A 17,892-nucleotide genomic window follows, 5' to 3' on the forward strand; every position below is an offset into this window, starting at 1 on the left:
CGGATCTGTGAGGGGTAGGGGCACAATCCACGATGGAGAGGCCCCGCCTACTCGACCAGTTACTATCGTTCCAGCGCCTGCATACAACTATCGCCGAACACCCGGTTCAAAGCTCAGACACTCTACTAGCTGAAAAAGGAAGATTTCACCTGAACATTCTATAGATTAACTATGCAAGATGATGCATAATAGGGATGCAAAGACACTGGTTGCGCTTTCATTTATTAACTTACAGAGGGGAATCTGCACAATGAACGATCTGACGACAGGCACGCTGACTTCAAGTCCGGTGATGGTCCGGCACCCGCTTAACCCGATTCTGAAGCCTTCGGATGTACCCTATGGACCGGCGATGGTATTCAATGCCGGGGTGACGAAATTCAAGGGCAGATATGTCATGGTGTTCCGCAATGACTACGGCGATGAGAGCAAGGGAATCGTGGCTCCCCATAATACGACCAATCTGGGGCTTGCCTTCAGCGATGACGGTGTAAGCTGGGAGGTACAGCCGGAGCCCTGCTGGTCCTGGCATGATGAAGAGGTGGTCCGGGTATACGACCCGCGACTGAGCGTGATTGGGGACCGCTGCTATATGTGCTTCGCGGTTGATACGCGTCACGGGCTGCGCGGCGGGATTGCCGTCACTGACGATTTCCGGTCGTTTGAAGTGTTGAGCCTGTCGCTGCCGGACAACCGCAACATGGTACTCTTCCCGGAGATGATCGGAGGCAAGTATATAAGGCTGGAGCGTCCGCTTCCGGTATACAGCCGGGGCGGCCGCGACCGCTTCGATATGTGGATGAGCGATTCCCCCGATCTGAAGTACTGGGGAAATCATAAGCTGCTGCTGGCCGTGGAGCAAGTGGCCTATGCCAACGACAAGGTTGGTCCAGGTGCGCCGCCGGTGAAGACGGACAAGGGCTGGCTGACCACCTTCCATGCGGTGGATCTCGACCCTGCCCGGGGCAAGAACGGCTGGGAGGACACCTGGAAGAAGCGCTACACCGCCGGAATTATGCTGCTGGACCTCGAAGATCCCAGCAAGATTATCGGCCGGGCGGAAGCTCCGCTGCTGGTGCCGGAGGCGGTATATGAAACTTCGGGCGGCTTCCGCAACGATGTGATTTTCCCCGGCGGGATGATCTTGGAGGACACCGGAGAGGTTAAAATCTATTACGGTGCTGCCGATACGGTGGAATGTCTGGCGACGGCCCATGTGGACGATCTGCTCCGGCTCTGTCTGGAGCCGAAGGGTTGATAATTAGACCGGTTATATAGGCAAGGGGCCTTCCGTTATGCGGGGAGCCCCCTGCCTTTTTTGGTTATTGGTAAATTATGGTTTTTGTCCGATGTTGATAAGTTGTACATAAACTTGGGGATAAGTGTCCTGGGGCATCGCCAGTATGACTATATTCTGGATCAGTGATAGGAATGACTTTGCTGATTTCACCGGACACATGGATAGCGCGTGGTCATTCTGTGCCGGATGTGGTCGAAAAACCGACTACATTCGGTGCGGCGAAGGTGTGAGGGCCGGATGTGGTCGAAAAACCGACTACACTCGGTGCGGCGAAGGTGTGAGGGCCAGATGTGGTCGAAAAACCGACTACATTCGGTGCGGCAGAGGTGCGAGGGCCGGATGTGGTCGAAAAACCGACTACATTCGGTGCGGCGAAGGTGTGAGGGCCAGATGTGGTCGAAAAACCGACTACATTCGGTGCGGCGGAGGTGTGTGAGCCGAATGCGGTCGAAAAACCGACTACATTCGGTGCGGCGAAGGTGTGAGGGCCGGATATGGTCGAAAAACCGACTACATTCGTTGCGGCGAAGGTGCGAGGAATGGATGTACTTGACGCCGGGCCGGAGCAGCCGTATGTTACAAGGGACAAGAAGCGACAACCAAAGGGAGGTACAAGGTACATGCTTCAGAAGGAAAAGCTATGAATACATTCACAACCTATGGCCGGCAGCTCCGGCAGCGGATCGCCGGCAGGTATTACCGGATATCCATCAAACAGAGGATTCTGTTCTCGTTCATCGTGCTGATCACGCTGTCCATCGGTGCAATGGGCACGTTCTCGTATTGGATTGCTGCGCAGGAGATCGAGGATAATGCCTACGCCGGCAGCCGGGAGACCGTAAGCAAAACGGCCCAGCTCCTGGATTCCCGCCTGAATGATGTCTCGCTGTCTGTGCAGTCCCTGATGCTGAGTGATGCGTACCGCAAAATGATGCTTGATGTGTTCAGCCATGAGGTGTCGAATTACTATGTACATCTGTCCGATCTGCAATATGTCCTCTCGCAGGCCATGTTCAATCAGCCGATCATTGAGAGTGTGCTGATCGTTACTCCGATTGGCGATTTCTATCCCACTACGCAGATCCGGGCGCAGGACAACTCATTCTACGGCTCGGAATTATATGATCTGAGCAAAGAGCAGCCGGGCGGCTACTGGGCCAAAGGACATTATGACCGGTTGTTCACGGGCAGCCAGCGGGTGGTCTCCTTCGTAGTCCGGGGGATTTATGAATACCCTTACACGCCGATCAGCAATGTATTTATTGTGGTCAATATCCGGGAGAGCCGGATCGACGAGCTGCTGAATACCGGCGGAGAACAAGCGGGAAGAAATTATTATCTGGTGAACGGGGAAGGAGAGGCGGTGGTGGAGTCACGCTGGCCGTTCCGGGGCAGGTTCCCCTGGAAGCCGGTGCTTGCCGAAGCCGGGAAGGGGAAGGTGGCCAATCCGCAGGATCATTATTACAGCTATGGCGGCAAGGAATATCTGGTGAATTATACAAGCTCAGCGGTATCACCCGACTGGATCATCTCAGGTATGCAGTCGCGGGACCAGCTGCTGGGTAAGCTGCAGCGGGTGCAGCGCATTACCCTTTATGTAATCGTTATCTTTTTGCTGGCGACCTGGCTGATCTCCAATAAGCTGACCTCTGTGCTGCTGAAGCCCCTGTTCAAGCTGCGGCGGCTGATGCGCAGAGTCGAAGAGAATCAGCTCAGTGTGGTATATGAGAGCCGTTATGAGGACGAGATTGCCCAGGTCGGCTTTCAGTTCAACCGGATGATGTCGGAGATTAAGACACTGATCGCGGATGTGAAGACGAAGGAGAAGGACAAGCGTCATGCAGAGATCCGTGCGCTTACGGCGCAGATGGAGCCGCACTTTCTGTACAATACGCTCAATACCATCTATTGCAAGTCGGTCATGGGCGAGAATGACGATGTGAATGAGATGATTCTGTCATTGTCGCAGATGTTCCAGATCGGGCTCAGCGGCGGCAAGGATCTGATTACCCTTGCGGATGAGCTGTCCCACATGCGGCAGTATTTCGCCATTCAGCAGAGATGCTATGAAGGGCTGTTTGAATACACGGTGACGGTAGAGGAGGAAGCCTTGCTGTCCTGCCTGCTGCCGAAGATTATTCTGCAGCCGGTGGTGGAGAACAGCATTCAGCATGGCTTCAGCGACCGGACATTAGGAGGAAGGATAGACATCAGGGTCGGCCGGGAGCAGGGGCTGCTGCATATATGCATTACCGACAATGGACGGGGGCTTGACGCTGTACAGGTTAAGCAGGGGATGGCTGCGGCTCCGCAGTCGAAGAAAGGTTATGCCCTGTTCAACATCAGGCACCGGCTGGCGCTCTATTACGGGGACGAAGCCCGTATGGAGGTTAGCGGCGAGCCGGGTAAGGGATCGCGGACGGATCTGTGGATTCCGCCCAGGGAGGAGAGTTGAAGGATGGAACGGAAGCTGGAACCCGAAAGGTTCAAATTATGTGTAATCGACGATATCAAAAGTGTGGTGGAGATGGTCTCGCGCAAGCCGCCGTGGCCGGAGTACGGTATTGAGGTCGCCGGTACGGCGCTTGACGGCGAAGCGGGGCTGCAGATCATCCGCGAGACCCGGCCGGACATTGTGCTGACGGACATCCGGATGCCAAGAATGGACGGCCTGCAGATGACGCGGGCGATACTGGAGGTGCTGCCGGACTGCAAGATTATTATCCTCAGCGCCTACTCAGAGTTCTCTTATGCCCAGGAAGCGATCCGGCTGGGGGCGCTTGATTTCGTGAAGAAGCCTTTTTCCCTGGAGGAGATTGTGAATGCAGTGCTGAAGGCCAGGGAGCTGTGCCGGGAGGAGCGTCAGGAGACTGCCAGACTTGCTGTGATGGAGCTTAGAATCAGAGAGAGTCTGCCTATCCTCCGCCAGGAATACCTCACCTTCCTGCTGCACCACCAGACGACAGAGGCGGATGCCCGTTCCCGCTGGGCCTATCTGGATATCCCGCTGGACCAGCAGGATTTCTTCGTGTTTGTCGCCGAGATCGATCATTTCGCGGAGAAGCTGGGCGGCCAGCCTGTGCAGGAGGTCGAGCTGCTGAGGTTCAGCCTGCACAATATTCTCGAAGAGACAATATCCGCCTGGACCCGCGGCGTGATTATCCGGGAGGCGACAGACCGGTACATCTGCATTATGAACGGCTCGGACCCGGAGACCGCCGCGCTGATTACGGAGGCCTGCTGCACGAATGTAAGCCGCTTCTCGCGTCATACCATTTCAATTGGCGTGGGACTGGGCACGGCGGCGATTCAGGGGCTGGGCACGGCGTACAGACAGGCGCTTAGCGCGCTGGGGTATCATTTCTATACCGGGGGCAATGGGGTATATCATTACAGCAATATCGAGAATAAGCCGCTCTCGCTCCACAGCTATTCCGCCGCCGCCGAGCAGGAGCTGCTGTTCGCCCTGCGTTCAGGCAATGCCGCCAAAAGCCTGCAGGTGCTGGACCAGCTGTTCGCGGAGCTGCTGGACAGCGGGCTGTGGCCTGAGCCGCGTTATGTGGAAAGTGTCGGCTATGAGCTGAGCTCCCGGATCTGCCGGGTCCTGCTGGAGCAGTTCCCTTACGGGCAGGTGGAGCCGCTGGAGCTCCGGATTGCCGCTATGAAGAACCAGGTGCATCCTTCCCTTCAAGATATCCGGGACCTGCTGTCCTGGCTGTGCCGGGAGGCCTGTGCACTGGTTACAGAGGCCCGTTCCCAGGAGTCCACGCGGATTATCCGCCAGGCCGTCGATTATATCCATAGTCATCTGGATACGGGGCTGTCGCTGGAGCAGATGGCGAAGCAGATTAACCTTAGCCAGGGGTATTTCTCCAATCTGTTCAAGAAGGTGCAGGGAATTTCGTTCCAGCAGTATGTGATGCATGAGAAGATGGAGAAGGCCAAGGCGATGCTGATCAGCGGCCGGCAGGTTCAGGAGATCGCCCAGGATCTCGGGTATGAGCACAGGCGCTATTTCAGCGAGGTGTTCAAGAAATATACCGGCATGACCCCGTCCGAGTTCAAATTGTATTATCTTGGAAAAGAATAGCAATCAGCAGGGGAGGGAGTTCCGCAGGGCGGAGATTCCTCCCTTCTTTGTATAGAACTCCTGCAGAAATCTGCCCTTAATGTGGGCTTACCCGCCTTATCCGAAGGCGCCTATCAAACTATAATCAGGTTGTAAGTAAATACAGCAGGGATACATAAGGGGGCACTACTAATGATGAAGCGTACGCTAATGACATCTCTGAGCCTGGTCCTGGCACTTGGCTTGGCAGCCTGCGGCAACGGCAACAATGGCGGCAATGCAGCTGAAGGCAAGGGAGAAGGGGCGAAAGCCGGTTCGGGGGAAAAAACTAAAATCAGCTACTGGACAGGCGACCGCCACGATGCCGATTTTATAAAGGAGAAGGTAGCCGAGTTCAACGCATCCAATAAGGACGGGATTGAAGTAGAGCTGGTCGTCAAGGGCGATGACTTCGATACTGCGCTCGATCTGTCCTTCCAGACCTCCGATGCACCGGATGTGATCCGGGTGAAGGAGAATACCGTCCAGACCTTCTACAAAAAAGGCTTTCTCGCTCCGATTGACGAGTTCCTGAGCGATGAGATGAAGACGAAATTCCCGGCCATGCCGGATCTGAACGAGTTCGACGGCAAGCGTTACAGTCTGCCGAACTTTGGAACGACCATGCGTCTGGTGTACAACAAGGATCTGTTCGCCAAAGCAGGCATTGAGCATCCGCCGACTACGCTGCAGGAGCTGGTGGATACCGCCAAGAAACTGACCGCAGCCGGCAAAGCGGACGGCGCTTACGGCTTCGCCCTTAACTTCAAGAATCCCGGCAGTGCGTTCGCACGTTCGGCGCGGGTGGTGGCGGAGATGAGCGGCTATGGCGGCTTCGGGTATGATTTCAAGACGGCCCGCTTCGACTTCAGCGGCTTCGAGCCGATCATCAATGCCTTTAAGCAGATCAGGGACGACGGAAGTATGCTGCCGGGCGTAGAATCGCTGGATATTGATCCGCTGCGGGCGCAGTTTGCGGAAGGCAAGATCGGGATGTACATGTCCTACTCCTCAGAGCCGGGCGTCTACAAGAATCAGTTCCCGGCCAAAATTGACTGGGCGGCTGCTCCGGTTCCTACTATCGACGGCAATGTGAAGGGGGCTTCCGGCTTCCTCGGGGGCCAATGGCTGGCGCTCAGCTCGAAATCAGAGCATAAAGAAGCAGCCTGGAAGTTCATCGAGTTCATGTACGGCGATCAGGTGCTGACGGATTATCAGGAAAAAGGCTTCGGCATCTCCATGGTTCCATCCATCAGCGCAGCAGCCAAGACACCGGATGTGAACGGCATTGAAGGCTTCCTGCCGAACAAGAACGATGGGGTGTGGCCGGTCTATCCGTCTGTAGCACCGGAAGGCATGAAATCGGATGACGCCTTCTTCAAATATATGCTGAACGGCGGCGACCTGAAGGCAATTATCGCAGATCTGAACAAACGCTATAATGCTGCACTGGACAGTGTGATTGCGAATGACGGCGTGAAGGCCGAGCCGGATGCCGGCTTCGATCCCGCCGCTCTGGGCGGCAAGTTCGCCAAATAGACAGAAGGCTAGAGATAAGGATATAGGCCGGGTAACGGGGGATGAGGGAGCAGCTTCCTCATCCCTCTGCTCTGGCCGCAAGGGAGAGGAGCCGGAAGAAACCAGATGAACAAAACCAAACATGCCTTATTTTCATACAGCTTTATCTTTCCAAGTGCCTTGCTCACGCTGGTCCTCGGAATTTACCCGATTGCCTGGGCGTTCCGCTATATGTTCTATGATTACAAAGGGTTCGGAACGGCCCGGTTTACCGGCCTGGCCAATTTCAGCCGGATTCTGAAGGACACCCAGTTCTGGGATTCGGTGGTGAATACGTTTGTCTATGCAGGCGGCAAGCTGCTGATTACCATTCCGCTGGCCCTGCTGCTGGCCGCCATATTGAACCGGGGGCTGCGGGGCAGACAGCTGCTGCGGGGAATTTTCTTCATGCCAACCGTCATCAGTACCGCCGTAATGGCCGTAGTCTTTTTCACAATCTTCAACTCGTATAACGGAATTCTCAACCAGTTCCTGATCCGCTCGGGCCTCTCTGATTCCGGTGTGGATTGGCTGGGACCGAAATATGCCATGCTCACTGTCATTCTGGTTGCGGCCTGGGGGGCGGTCGGTAACTATATGCTGCTCTTCCTCGCCGGTCTGCAGAATATTCCCGAGGATGTGTACGAGGCCTCTTCCCTGGACGGGGCAGGCAAAATCCAGCAGTTCCGCTATATCACCCTGCCGATGCTCGGGCCTGTCATGCAGATGGTTATTATGCTGGCGATCATTACAGCCCTGAAGGGCTACGAGAGCATCATGGTACTGACGGAAGGCGGTCCTGTAGGCAAGACGGAGGTCATGTTCCTGTATTTGTACAAATTATTTTTCCCTGTCGGCGGGGGCAGCGCGGGGGTTCAGGTCCAGGAGTTCGGATACGGCAGTGCGGTCGCCTTTGTGTCTGCAGTCATTGTAGGGATGATATCACTCATTTATTTCTACGCATCCAGACGCATGAATCAGACCGATTGAGGAGAGAGGCTATTATGAGACTAAGAACCATACTGGGCAAAATCATCCTGTGGATTTTTTTGCTGGCCGTTGCGTTTATCACCCTGATTCCGGTCGTGATCACTATCCTTGGCTCCTTCAAGACCAATGCTGAGCTGACTGCGGGGGCAACCTTCCTGCCGGAGAGCTGGCACTTCTCGAACTATGCCGAAGCCTGGTCGCAGGCCAATTTCTCCAGGTATACCCTGAACAGCCTGATTGTCTCCCTGGCGACAGTGGTTGGCACGCTGCTGGTGTCATCGATGGCGGCTTATGTGGTGGACCGGATGGATTTTATCGGCAAAAAATTGTATATCGGACTGCAGTCCTTCACCATGTTCGTGGCTGTAGGGGCGGTTGTACTGCGTCCGCAGTTCGATCTGATGGTTAAGCTTCATCTGCACAACAGCCTGTGGGGCGTTATATTGATTCTGATCTCCGCCCATGCTTCGATCTTCTTCATTCTGTTCAGCTTCATGAAGGGGATTCCCCGCGAGCTGGACGAGGCGGCGCTGATCGACGGCTGCTCCCCGGGCCGGACCTTCTGGCGGATCATTCTGCCGCTGCTCGGACCGGGACTTGGCGTAGGTGCCCTGTTCACCTTCCGCGGCGCGTGGAATGAATATCTGCTGCCGCTTGTGTTCACGATGACGAAGCCGGAGCTGCAGACGCTGACCGTCGGGCTGGCGAACCTGAAATACGGGATTTCGGCCGCTTCCCAGACCCACTACATGATGGCAGGTGCCTGCTTGTCCATTCTGCCGATTCTCGTCGCCTATCTGTTCGCCAACAAATCCTTTATGCAGATGACGGCCGGTTCCCTCAAGGGGTAGCTGTCCGGTTCTGCGCAGACTATAGACAACATGAAACACGCAACATTCAACATTTAAGGAGGTACACCCCATGACACTACACATTCCGGCGGTTCTGCAATCCGCCCCGTGCATCCGGCGGTATCCGGGCAATCCGGTGCTGGATGCAGCGAAGGTTCCTTATCCTACCGCACTGGTATTCAATGCCGGTGTAACGAAATTTAACGGCAAATATGTGATGATCTTCCGCAATGATTACGGCTCACTGGCCGATCAGACGCTTGCGCCGCACCACACCACGGATCTCGGCATTGCCTATAGCGATGACGGGCTGAGCTGGACCGCCGGCCCGAAGCCGGTGTTCAAAATGCATGACGAGGAGATTACCCGCGCCTACGACCCGCGCCTGACCGTGCTCGGCGGCCGTTGTTATATGTGTTTTGCGGTGGATACGCGCCATGGCATCCGCGGCGGGATTGCCGTTACCGATGATCTGGAGCACTTCGAGGTGCTTAGCCTGTCCACACCGGACCTGCGCAATATGGTGCTGTTTCCCGAGTTGATCGGCGGCAAATATGTCCGGCTGGAGCGTCCCTTCACGGTATACAGCCGGGGCGGCCGCGACCGCTTCGATGCCTGGATCTCCGAGTCGCCGGACCTCGTGCATTGGGGCAGCTCCAGCCTGCTGCTCGCCGTCGAGCAGGTGCCGTTTGCCAATGACAAGGTCGGTCCGGCTGCACCTCCGGTCCGGACAGACAAGGGCTGGCTGACCACCTTCCATGCGGTGGATGTGGACCCTGCCAGAGGCAAGCACGGCTGGGAGGATAGCTGGAAGAAGCGATACACCGCAGGGATTATGCTGCTGGATCTGGAGGACCCCCGCAAGGTGATCGGCATGAGCAAGCAGCCGCTGCTGGCACCGGAGACGGATTATGAGATTAGCGGGGGCTTCCGCAATCATGTGATTTTTCCCGGCGGGATGGTTCTTGAGGATGACGGCGAGGTCAAAATCTATTACGGCTCTGCGGATACGGTAGAATGCCTGGCGACTGCGCATGTGGATGATCTGCTCCGGCTCTGTCTGTAGCCGGGGGAATAAGGAAGGTGGGAAGCTAGTTGGCTGAAGGCGGGAATGTGGAGCGGCAGTGGTGGGATGGTGCATTAAGCGCAGCAATGTTAGCTTGATAGGAGCGGCTGGCGCGGAAATCATGCATAAAGTGCAACAATGCAGCTCAATGGAAGCAGCCAGCGCAGGAATCCTGCACAAATTGCAACAACACCGCTCTAACTAGCACCGGATCGCCGAAATTCCTGCAAAAGCTGCAACAATAGCTCCACAGCCAGTAACCAATGTAGAGAAATCCTGCAAAAGGTGCAACATTGCCGGAACCCAGCCAGCGCTGCTATCCGAAAGCGGGCGCTGGGCCCTCTCAGCTCGTCAACTGGTGCAGCACCAGCGCACATGCGCCTGTTGCGACCGCACGCTCGCCCAGGCTGCTCCGGGTGAAGCGGACGTTATACTGTCCGCGGTAGTAGGTCCGCTCCAGGGCGATCCGGGTAGCGGTCTCGTAGAAATTTGCGGCGAGGAACAGCGGGCCGCCGAGGATGACCTCCTCCGGGTGGAGGATGTTGATCAGATTCGCCAGCCCGATACCGCAGGCCACCGCCATCTCATCAAATAACCGAACCATCACCGGATCGCGCTCCCGGAGCGCTTCCAGCAGATGGACGAACTCCAAAGCCTCCGCCTGCTCTGCCAGAGCGCGGAGGCTTTGACTGCTGCCCAGCCGCCAGGCTTCGCGGGCCTGCCCCTCCAGTGTCTGCACCGACACATAGCTCTCCCAGGCCCCGGCGTTGCCGCCGGGAATCTGCGGCGGCACTCCCGGGCGGTCAATGATCATCTGTCCGACGGCCCCTTCGGTATCGGTCATGCCGTAGAGCAGCCGCCCGTCGTTCATGATCGCTGAGCGCAGGCCGATTCCGGCATGAAGGTAGAGCAGATGATGCTGCATCCGGCTGCGGCTGGCCCAGTATTCGCCGAGCAGTGCCGTATTGGCCCCGTTATCCAGGTATACCGGCACCTGAAGCCGCTGCTCAAGCTGCTCCTTGATGTGAACCTGCGACCAGCCCGGCGCAGGGAAACGGGCCGGATTCAGAATGACTCCGGCGGCGCGGTCCAGCGGGCCAACAGCCCCGATGCCGAGTCCCGCTACCCGGCTGAAGCTGAGCGAGGCGGCTTCAAGCAGCCGCAGGGCTTGCTCCTCAAGGGAAGCCATCAGGTATTCAGGGGTAAGCGCGGCGTCCATGCTCCAGGTATATTCGCCCAGCAATTGCAGATGGAAGTCCGTCAGCACCAGCTTGGCACGGGTACGTGAGATCTCAAGCCCCAGCAGATAAGCGTAGGCCGGATTCGTCTCATACAAGGTTGGGCGGCGCCCTCCGGTAGATTCACCGAAGCCTGCTTCTACCAGAAGCTCCTGGGCCAACAGCTCCTCCAGGATCCGGGTCAGAGTGCTGATCGTCAGGCCGCTCTCCTCCAGAAGGGTCTGCTTGGAGACGGTGCCATGTCTGCTCACTGTATGATAGATGTCCCTGGCTTTGGGGTTTGCGATGATATGTTGAAGCAGCACAGACGGTCCTCTCCTTTATGTACTCAATCTGCTTATACAATGACATAAATAGGAGAGGGCCGCAACCGGCAGAGAAGCATTTTGGGATTTAGCGGTACCGGGCGGGTCCGCCCGGGGACAGGGTGGAAGATAAGGCAGCTGTATAGCAGACAGACCGCTACCCGTCTGCTAGAGCATCGCCTTGAAGGAGTGGCGGATCACATCGCCCCGGCTGATGATGCCGACCAGCACATGATTACGCTCGACGGGGACTTTTTTGATCTGTTTTTTGCCGAGGATGGTAGCGATCCGTTCAATGTCTTCTTCAGCGTGCACCGTGATGACCTTCTTCTTCGCAATGGCCATGACGTTCAAATTCAGCAGCTTCCGCGCCCGCTCCTCAAACAGATCATTATCCCCGACGAACACATTAATCTGGAAAAAAGAATCCACAATCAGATCCTCATGTCTGCCGATATAGCGCATAATATCCCCGTCGCTGAGGTAAGCAACAATCTCGTTCCGGTCATTCACGACAGGCATTCCGCTGATCCGGTGGGCGATACACTTCTCGATAAAAGTCCGCACAGTGTCCTCCTGCTTGACCTTGTAGACCTGGCGGATCATAAATTCATGGGCCTTCATGGACGTTCCCCCTGAAATATATCTCTTGCACATAAATAAGTTGTATCATGAAAGTATATACTTGTATTATACAAGTGAAAAGAGTAAAGTCAATGAATAAAAGACAAGAGGGGGCCACCGGCATGAACAACCATTCGATTGAGACCATAGAGCTGGAAATGGCGGTTCTGTTCCGCCGGCTCACTTCGCTTACCACGTCTAGAAGGATCGGCAATCTGGATCGTGCGGCCTACCTGCTGCTGCATCAGATTATGTCCCATAACGGCACGGCCGGGGTGAAGGCGATCTCTGACGAATTCCAGCTAGATATCTCTACCGTCAGCAGACAGGTGGCCGCGCTGGAGAGCAAGGGATACATCACCCGTGTACCGGACCCGATAGACGGGCGCGCATACTCCCTGACGATTACGAAGCCGGGCAGAGAGGCGCTGGAGGAGAACCGGCAGGTCCGGCAGGAGATGATCGAACAACTGCTAAAGGGCTGGTCGGAGGAGGAAGGACATTTGTTCGGGGAGCTGCTGCGGAAGTTCAATGCCGCTTTTCTGGAAGAGAGCTGATGAGTATAGGTGGCGCGGAAGGTAACAGAAGCTGCTTATGGGCTGCGTGCTGGGGGCATGAGGGGAAAAGAACCGGGCCAGGGAGAGCCTGAAAGAGCCTGGAAGTTGCCCGGCCCGGAAGAGTTCTATTGTATTTTGTACAGTCAGATGAGGTGGGAAAGCCTCCATCTCAGTCTCCTGTTGCACTTTGTACATTAGATTTTTGCAGTACGGCCTGAACCGGGCGGATTTGCAGAATTCTATTGCAGCAAATACAGTAGAATGTGTTTTTAAAGGCTTTTGCGCGGATTCTGCTGTATAAAATACAATCACCTGTTTCATTCCGCCCTGGGTTCGCACTGGCATCAGTCGAACTCAGGCGAACCCCGGGTTCCCCGTCATCCCCACCCACAGCGGAGACTGCTCCAGAGCAGCGGCGAGCTGCAGCAGCAGGTCCTCGCGGCCTTTGGCGGCCATGACCTGGACGCCAATCGGCATTCCCTCGGGCGTAAGATGCAGCGGCACGCTCATGGCCGGCTGGCCGGTCAGATTGGCCAGCTGGGTGAACGGCGTATACGTCAGGCTCGGCTCGAACATGTCGTAGATCATCCGCCGCTGCGCGTCCTTCGGCAGCCTGCTGATCTGGAGCAGCTCTGCGGCCTCCGCCGCAGTCTGGGTCAGCTCGCCCACCTTCGGCGCGGAGTCGGCATTGGCCGGGGTAATGTACAGGTCGAAGCGGTCCATCAGCGCCGCCATCTGGGCAGCGGCCACGTCCCATTCGTGCAGACTGTGCACGAATTCTGCGGCCGAGACCTGCTTGCCGGCTTCGGCGAGCACCCAGGTGACAATATCCACTTCCGTTGCGGCAATCGGCCGGCCCATGGCGCTCTCCAGCGAGAGGAACATCGCGGAGACCTCTCCGGCGTTCATCGTATAGTAATTGTCCATCAGCCGCACCCCGTTGACCGGGCTTAGCTTCTCCTCGACCTCGCAGCCTTCGGCCTCCAGCCACTTGACCGTCTTCAGCAAGGCCTTCACCGCCTCGGCGGATACCGGTGTGCCCACCGGCGAAGCGGTGGTGAAGGCGATCCGCAGTCTGCGCTGTGCCGGCTTGCGCAGATCGTCCAGGTAGACGCCCGGATACAGCGGCGTCTGAAATGCCGCTTCCGGCTGCACCACCTGCAGCAGATCCAGCATCGCCGCGCTGTCCCGCACGGATCGCGTCAGCGCGAAATCAATGGACGCCCCCTGCCACTGGCGTCCGACCCCCGGGCCGACTGGCGTGCGCCCGCGCGTCGGCTTCAGTCCGAACAGGCCGGTGAACGAGGCCGGTATGCGGATGGAGCCGCCACCGTCACTGGCTCCGGCGGCCGGAACGATTCCGGCGGCCACTGCGGCGGCCGCACCTCCGCTGGACCCGCCTGGTGAACGGGCCGGGTCCCAGGGGTTGCGCGCCGGGCCGTGGAGCAGGGGCTCGGTGATGTTTTTGAGCCCGAATTCGGGCGTATTCGTATGGCCCAGCGGAATGAAGCCGCCGCGCCGGATGCGGGCTACATAATTGGAGTCCCGCTTCGCAATATTGTCCTTCATCAGCAGCGCGCCCGAGGTCAGCGGTTCGCCGCCAAGCGCCTGGGAGATATCCTTCAGCAGGAAGGGGACGCCTGCGAATGGCCGGGTGGGATCGCCTGGATCGACGGGCATCTCCTCAGCTTCCTGCAATGCAGCCTCCCGGCGGGTGCGGACCACCGCATTCAGCAGCGGATTCACCTCATCCATCCGGGCGAAGGCGGCTTCCACAAGCTCCCGGGGAGATACCTCCCGCGATTTCACCAGGCCAGCCAGCCCGAGGGCATCATAACTGGAATAAGCAGACAACGACATAAGAATAACCTCTTTCTGGCAGGAACCGGCAGGCTAATAAGCGGTTAAGCTATAGCTGCAGTCTCGCGGTTATATTAGTAAGTTGCGGTACAGGGTGACAGAGGTTTTTCAAGTGCGGTCTTCCGTCAGATATTGTTTGACCGGGGGAGGGGTGTAGTCTGCCATCTGGCGCAGAATGCCCTCCGGGGTGGTATCGTTCAGCATAATGGCGTGATGCTTCTCCTGCATGAATTGTTCCCGGGCCATGTTGCCGAAGAGGCTGATCAGCGGATCATAATAATGATTCACATTGAGCAGTCCGCAGGGCTTCTGATGCAGGCCGAGCTGGGCCCAGGTGAAGATCTCGAAATACTCCTCCATCGTGCCCGGTCCGCCCGGCAGGGCGATGAATCCATCGGCCAGCTCAGACATCTTAAGCTTCCTTTCGTGCATGGAGTCCACCATGATCAGCTCTGTCAGGCGGGTATGCTCAATTTCCCGTTGCTTCAGAAAATGCGGCAGCACCCCGATCACCTGACCTCCGGCCTGCATCACACTATCTGCCACCGCGCCCATCAGGCCGACAGTCGCCCCGCCGTAGATCAGCGTAAGGTTACGTGCGGCAAGCTCCTTGCCGAGTTGAATGGCACATTCCTTGTATACGGGCGAAGCCCCTTCACTGGAGCCGCAGAAAACGGCTATACTTTTCATATGATGCTGACACTCCTTCGCCAAAGTTTGTGTAACTATATCCAAGATACCACACCAAGCCATGCGGTTGAAGGAGGGATACCCCGGGAAAGATAGAATAGACGTCATAACTGCTGAACCGACATTGAAGGAGATGATCATTATGCCGCTCAAATCTTATGGAGTGTTAAAAGGAACCATCATCCAAGGCATCCCTGCGCCCCCCTCGGGTAACCGCACTGCGCATTATCAGGCAGTGATCAAGGCCGCCGGAAATGTCTACAGGGCAGCTATCAACGTTCTGTCCAGGCAGAAGCCTTCGGAGCTGTTATATCTGATTGGCGATCAGTTCAGAGCGGAGCAGCTCACCCATCTGCAGAGTCTGGAGCACGGGGTCACGATCATTGATGAATCCAACCGCGGGGATATTGCCCTGGACTACATCCGCGGGGGATTGTTTGATCCCGCCAGGATGGTTGCCCTTCCCTACCACGCAGACGGTCCGGATAATGATCTGAATGAGAAGGTTGACACCTACCTTGAGCGCGCCATCCAAGATCAGACAGCCACTATCTACGTCTTCGGCGAAATGTTCCCGGGCGGTGTTCACGACATTCATATGAATCAAGGTAACGTTGAAAAATACAGAGCAGACGACGGCATCTGGCAGGATGGCGGAATGGTGATTCATTTAGGGCGGGAGGACAAATGGCAGGGCCTGTTCCTCGCCTTCCAGTCACAATCCTGGTGCACCGATGCCCAGGGCCACAGGCTGCGTCCGGTCAGTGAATGCAATCACCTGACTCCAATGGCCGCCCAAGCATTCAGATCCGGCGGATAGCCGGCAGCTGCATTGACAACCATTTTAGAAGCGGCTATACTTTCTGTAATCTTATAGTTGGTATACGTTGAACGAGCCAGTAGCAGCCTTGTCCCTGTTCCCAGAGAGCCGGGGGTCGATGGAACCCGGTACACACAAGCGGACTGCGAATTACGCCTCGGGAGTATCTTGGGTAATGCCAAGCGGAGCTAAGCGAACGATAACTCGCCCGAGAGTGGTACGGACCTGCGTGCGGGTATGGGGTCTGTGCAATTTGGGTGGTAACACGGTTAATCCTAATCGTCCCTGTGTCTGAATAGACAAGGGGCGATTTTTTTGTGGGCTGTGTGGCGGGCTGATTACTGGCTTGGTACGTGTTCGGGCGTGGTGTGCGGGCTTCTGGGGCTGATGGGTATAGCTGCTGTTTTTTGACGGATACCAAGGGATATAGAACTAACACAAAAGGGGCTGTACATGTTGAACATTATCGACGAGCTATTGTGGCGTGAGGCCATTAACCAGCAGACGGATGCAGACGGACTGCGTGAATTGACAGAGAGTAAATCGGTATCGCTGTATTGCGGTGTAGACCCGACGGGCAACAGTATGCATATCGGCCACCTGATTCCATTCATGATGCTGCGGCGCTTCCAGCTGGCCGGTCACCGTCCGGTCATTCTGATCGGGGGAGCGACGGGAACGATCGGCGATCCGAGCGGGCGCCAGAGCGAGCGCTCTTTGCAGACGCTGGAGCAGGTGCAGGAGAATGTGGACGCCCTGACAGCGCAGATGAAGAAGCTGTTCATTACTGATGGCGACAACCAGGTCCGGCTGGTCAACAACTACGACTGGACCAAGGATATGAACGTCATTGATTTCCTGCGTGATTTCGGCAAAAACTTCAGCATTAACACGATGCTCGCCAAGGACGTAGTCGCCAGCCGTCTGGACAGCGGGATCTCGTTCACCGAGTTCGCTTACCAGATTCTGCAGTCCATCGACTACCTGCATCTGTACCAGCATGAGGATGTGCAGCTTCAGGTCGGCGGTTCGGACCAATGGGGCAATATTACGAGCGGCCTTGATCTGATCCGTAAAAAAGAAGGCAACGAAGCCAAAGCCTTCGGCCTCACCATCCCGCTGATGCTGAAGGCGGACGGTACGAAGTTCGGCAAAACCGCCGGCGGCGCCATCTGGCTCGATCCGAAGCAGACCACACCTTACGAGTTCTACCAGTTCTGGGCGAACACCGATGACCGCGATGTGGTCAAATACCTGAAGTACTTCACCTTCCTGAGCAAAGAGGAGATCGAAGCGCTGGAGGAGAAGGTAGCGACGGAGCCGCATAAACGTGAGGCGCAAAAAGCACTGGCCGAGGAAATGACCCGCTTCGTGCACAGCGAGGAGCTGCTGGAGCAGGCCAAGCGCATCAGCGCAGCGCTGTTCAGCGGCGATATCCGCTCCCTGACTGCGGATGAAATCGAGGAAGGCTTCAAGGAAATGCCGACCTTCACGGCAGGCAAGGAGACCAAGAACATTGTAGACTGGCTGGTAGAACTCGGCATTGAGCCGTCCAAACGCCAGGCGCGTGAGGACATCACCAAAGGCGCGATCTCGATCAACGGCGAGCGCGTGAATGAGCTGGAGACGGAGATTACCGCTGACGATGCCATCGGCGGCAAGTTCATCATCGTCCGCAAGGGCAAGAAGAACTACAGCCTGGTGAAGCTGGTCTAGGTGCTAGCTGCTGCCGGGTGCGGTGTTTCGGAAGGCTGGTAGAGTGGGCCGGATGATGAGCCGGATCTGGAGCGAGGCTGAGGGTGAGATGGAATGAGGTTGATGGTGGGTAGGCTGAGATGGATGAGTTAGGTTGGATTAGGTGAGCTAGGGTGAGTAGATGAGTGAATTTTGGCTAGATGAGCTAGTGTGAGTAGATGAGTGAGGTTG

Annotated in this window: 15 protein-coding genes; 10 read left to right on the top strand and 5 right to left on the bottom strand. The window is 56.6% G+C overall.

The window, feature by feature from the left end:
• The first annotated feature begins 250 nt into the window (after positions 1 to 250).
• Positions 251 to 1,258, top strand: coding sequence for a glycoside hydrolase family 130 protein (locus K1558_RS23045; protein WP_238654093.1), 1,008 nt, complete (start codon positions 251 to 253; stop codon positions 1,256 to 1,258).
• A gap of 214 nt (positions 1,259 to 1,472) precedes the next feature.
• Here the strand turns inward: K1558_RS23045 and K1558_RS23050 are convergent, their stop codons facing one another.
• Entirely contained in the window at positions 1,473 to 1,889 is a 417-nt protein-coding gene (locus K1558_RS23050) for a hypothetical protein (protein WP_238654095.1), read from the bottom strand.
• Positions 1,890 to 1,940: 51 nt separating this feature from the next.
• Between K1558_RS23050 and K1558_RS23055 the strand changes: the two genes are divergently transcribed.
• The 6 genes from K1558_RS23055 to K1558_RS23080 all read left to right on the top strand — a co-directional run bounded on the left by K1558_RS23055 (position 1,941) and on the right by K1558_RS23080 (position 9,872).
• Positions 1,941 to 3,755: a cache domain-containing sensor histidine kinase gene (locus K1558_RS23055; RefSeq protein ID WP_238654097.1), complete on the top strand. Its 1,815-nt coding sequence runs from the start codon at positions 1,941 to 1,943 to the stop codon at positions 3,753 to 3,755.
• A 3-nt stretch (positions 3,756 to 3,758) separates the two neighbouring features.
• The gene (locus tag K1558_RS23060; RefSeq protein ID WP_238654099.1) at positions 3,759 to 5,390 is read left to right on the top strand and encodes a response regulator; all 1,632 of its coding nucleotides are present in this window, start codon (positions 3,759 to 3,761) and stop codon (positions 5,388 to 5,390) included.
• A 171-nt stretch (positions 5,391 to 5,561) separates the two neighbouring features.
• On the top strand, positions 5,562 to 6,947 hold the full coding sequence (locus K1558_RS23065) for an ABC transporter substrate-binding protein (protein WP_238654101.1): 1,386 nt from the start codon (positions 5,562 to 5,564) through the stop codon (positions 6,945 to 6,947).
• Between the two features lie 105 nt (positions 6,948 to 7,052).
• Positions 7,053 to 7,955 carry a carbohydrate ABC transporter permease gene (locus K1558_RS23070; protein ID WP_238654104.1) on the top strand — a complete coding sequence of 301 codons (903 nt, stop codon included), beginning with the start codon at positions 7,053 to 7,055 and terminating at the stop codon, positions 7,953 to 7,955.
• Between the two features lie 14 nt (positions 7,956 to 7,969).
• Positions 7,970 to 8,806 (top strand): carbohydrate ABC transporter permease, encoded by an 837-nt coding sequence (locus K1558_RS23075; RefSeq protein ID WP_238654106.1) that lies wholly within the window; start codon positions 7,970 to 7,972, stop codon positions 8,804 to 8,806.
• A gap of 70 nt (positions 8,807 to 8,876) precedes the next feature.
• Complete coding sequence (locus K1558_RS23080) at positions 8,877 to 9,872, top strand: glycoside hydrolase family 130 protein (RefSeq protein WP_238654108.1); 996 nt, start codon at positions 8,877 to 8,879, stop codon at positions 9,870 to 9,872.
• Between the two features lie 343 nt (positions 9,873 to 10,215).
• Here K1558_RS23080 and K1558_RS23085 read toward each other — a convergent pair whose 3' ends face one another.
• Both K1558_RS23085 and K1558_RS23090 read right to left on the bottom strand, forming a co-directional pair.
• On the bottom strand, positions 10,216 to 11,415 hold the full coding sequence (locus tag K1558_RS23085) for an ROK family protein (protein ID WP_238654110.1): 1,200 nt from the start codon (positions 11,413 to 11,415) through the stop codon (positions 10,216 to 10,218).
• A 168-nt stretch (positions 11,416 to 11,583) separates the two neighbouring features.
• The gene (locus tag K1558_RS23090) at positions 11,584 to 12,039 is read right to left on the bottom strand and encodes a CBS domain-containing protein (protein WP_238654112.1); all 456 of its coding nucleotides are present in this window, start codon (positions 12,037 to 12,039) and stop codon (positions 11,584 to 11,586) included.
• Between the two features lie 92 nt (positions 12,040 to 12,131).
• On the opposite strand from K1558_RS23090, the gene K1558_RS23095 reads away from it, so the two are divergent.
• The gene (locus tag K1558_RS23095; RefSeq protein WP_338019725.1) at positions 12,132 to 12,596 is read left to right on the top strand and encodes a MarR family winged helix-turn-helix transcriptional regulator; all 465 of its coding nucleotides are present in this window, start codon (positions 12,132 to 12,134) and stop codon (positions 12,594 to 12,596) included.
• Positions 12,597 to 12,950: 354 nt separating this feature from the next.
• On the opposite strand, the gene K1558_RS23100 is transcribed toward K1558_RS23095, so the two are convergent.
• Complete coding sequence (locus K1558_RS23100) at positions 12,951 to 14,456, bottom strand: amidase (RefSeq protein WP_238654114.1); 1,506 nt, start codon at positions 14,454 to 14,456, stop codon at positions 12,951 to 12,953.
• A gap of 108 nt (positions 14,457 to 14,564) precedes the next feature.
• Positions 14,565 to 15,146 carry an LOG family protein gene (locus K1558_RS23105; protein ID WP_238654116.1) on the bottom strand — a complete coding sequence of 194 codons (582 nt, stop codon included), beginning with the start codon at positions 15,144 to 15,146 and terminating at the stop codon, positions 14,565 to 14,567.
• A 142-nt stretch (positions 15,147 to 15,288) separates the two neighbouring features.
• Between K1558_RS23105 and K1558_RS23110 the strand changes: the two genes are divergently transcribed.
• A complete protein-coding gene (locus tag K1558_RS23110; protein WP_238654117.1) occupies positions 15,289 to 15,966 on the top strand; it encodes a YukJ family protein in 678 nt (225 codons plus the stop codon).
• Between the two features lie 456 nt (positions 15,967 to 16,422).
• Positions 16,423 to 17,682, top strand: coding sequence for a tyrosine--tRNA ligase (tyrS, locus tag K1558_RS23115; RefSeq protein ID WP_238654293.1), 1,260 nt, complete (start codon positions 16,423 to 16,425; stop codon positions 17,680 to 17,682).
• The last annotated feature ends 210 nt before the right edge of the window (positions 17,683 to 17,892 follow it).

Origin of the sequence: Paenibacillus piscarius (assembly GCF_022234545.1) — a bacterium.
In the GTDB taxonomy this organism is placed as follows: Bacteria; Bacillota; Bacilli; order Paenibacillales; family Paenibacillaceae; genus Paenibacillus_AQ; species Paenibacillus_AQ piscarius.

What these genes read in the sequence shown, in the direction of transcription:
- K1558_RS23045 (WP_238654093.1), top strand. Translation starts at nt 251, where the DNA reads ATGAACGATCTGACGACAGGCACGCTGACTTCAAGTCCGGTGATGGTC.
- K1558_RS23055 (WP_238654097.1), top strand. Translation starts at nt 1,941, where the DNA reads ATGAATACATTCACAACCTATGGCCGGCAGCTCCGGCAGCGGATCGCC.
- K1558_RS23060 (WP_238654099.1), top strand. Translation starts at nt 3,759, where the DNA reads ATGGAACGGAAGCTGGAACCCGAAAGGTTCAAATTATGTGTAATCGAC.
- K1558_RS23065 (WP_238654101.1), top strand. Translation starts at nt 5,562, where the DNA reads ATGATGAAGCGTACGCTAATGACATCTCTGAGCCTGGTCCTGGCACTT.
- K1558_RS23070 (WP_238654104.1), top strand. Translation starts at nt 7,053, where the DNA reads ATGAACAAAACCAAACATGCCTTATTTTCATACAGCTTTATCTTTCCA.
- K1558_RS23075 (WP_238654106.1), top strand. Translation starts at nt 7,970, where the DNA reads ATGAGACTAAGAACCATACTGGGCAAAATCATCCTGTGGATTTTTTTG.
- K1558_RS23080 (WP_238654108.1), top strand. Translation starts at nt 8,877, where the DNA reads ATGACACTACACATTCCGGCGGTTCTGCAATCCGCCCCGTGCATCCGG.
- K1558_RS23090 (WP_238654112.1), bottom strand. Translation starts at nt 12,039, where the DNA reads ATGAAGGCCCATGAATTTATGATCCGCCAGGTCTACAAGGTCAAGCAG.
- K1558_RS23095 (WP_338019725.1), top strand. Translation starts at nt 12,132, where the DNA reads ATGAATAAAAGACAAGAGGGGGCCACCGGCATGAACAACCATTCGATT.
- K1558_RS23100 (WP_238654114.1), bottom strand. Translation starts at nt 14,456, where the DNA reads ATGTCGTTGTCTGCTTATTCCAGTTATGATGCCCTCGGGCTGGCTGGC.
- K1558_RS23105 (WP_238654116.1), bottom strand. Translation starts at nt 15,146, where the DNA reads ATGAAAAGTATAGCCGTTTTCTGCGGCTCCAGTGAAGGGGCTTCGCCC.
- K1558_RS23110 (WP_238654117.1), top strand. Translation starts at nt 15,289, where the DNA reads ATGCCGCTCAAATCTTATGGAGTGTTAAAAGGAACCATCATCCAAGGC.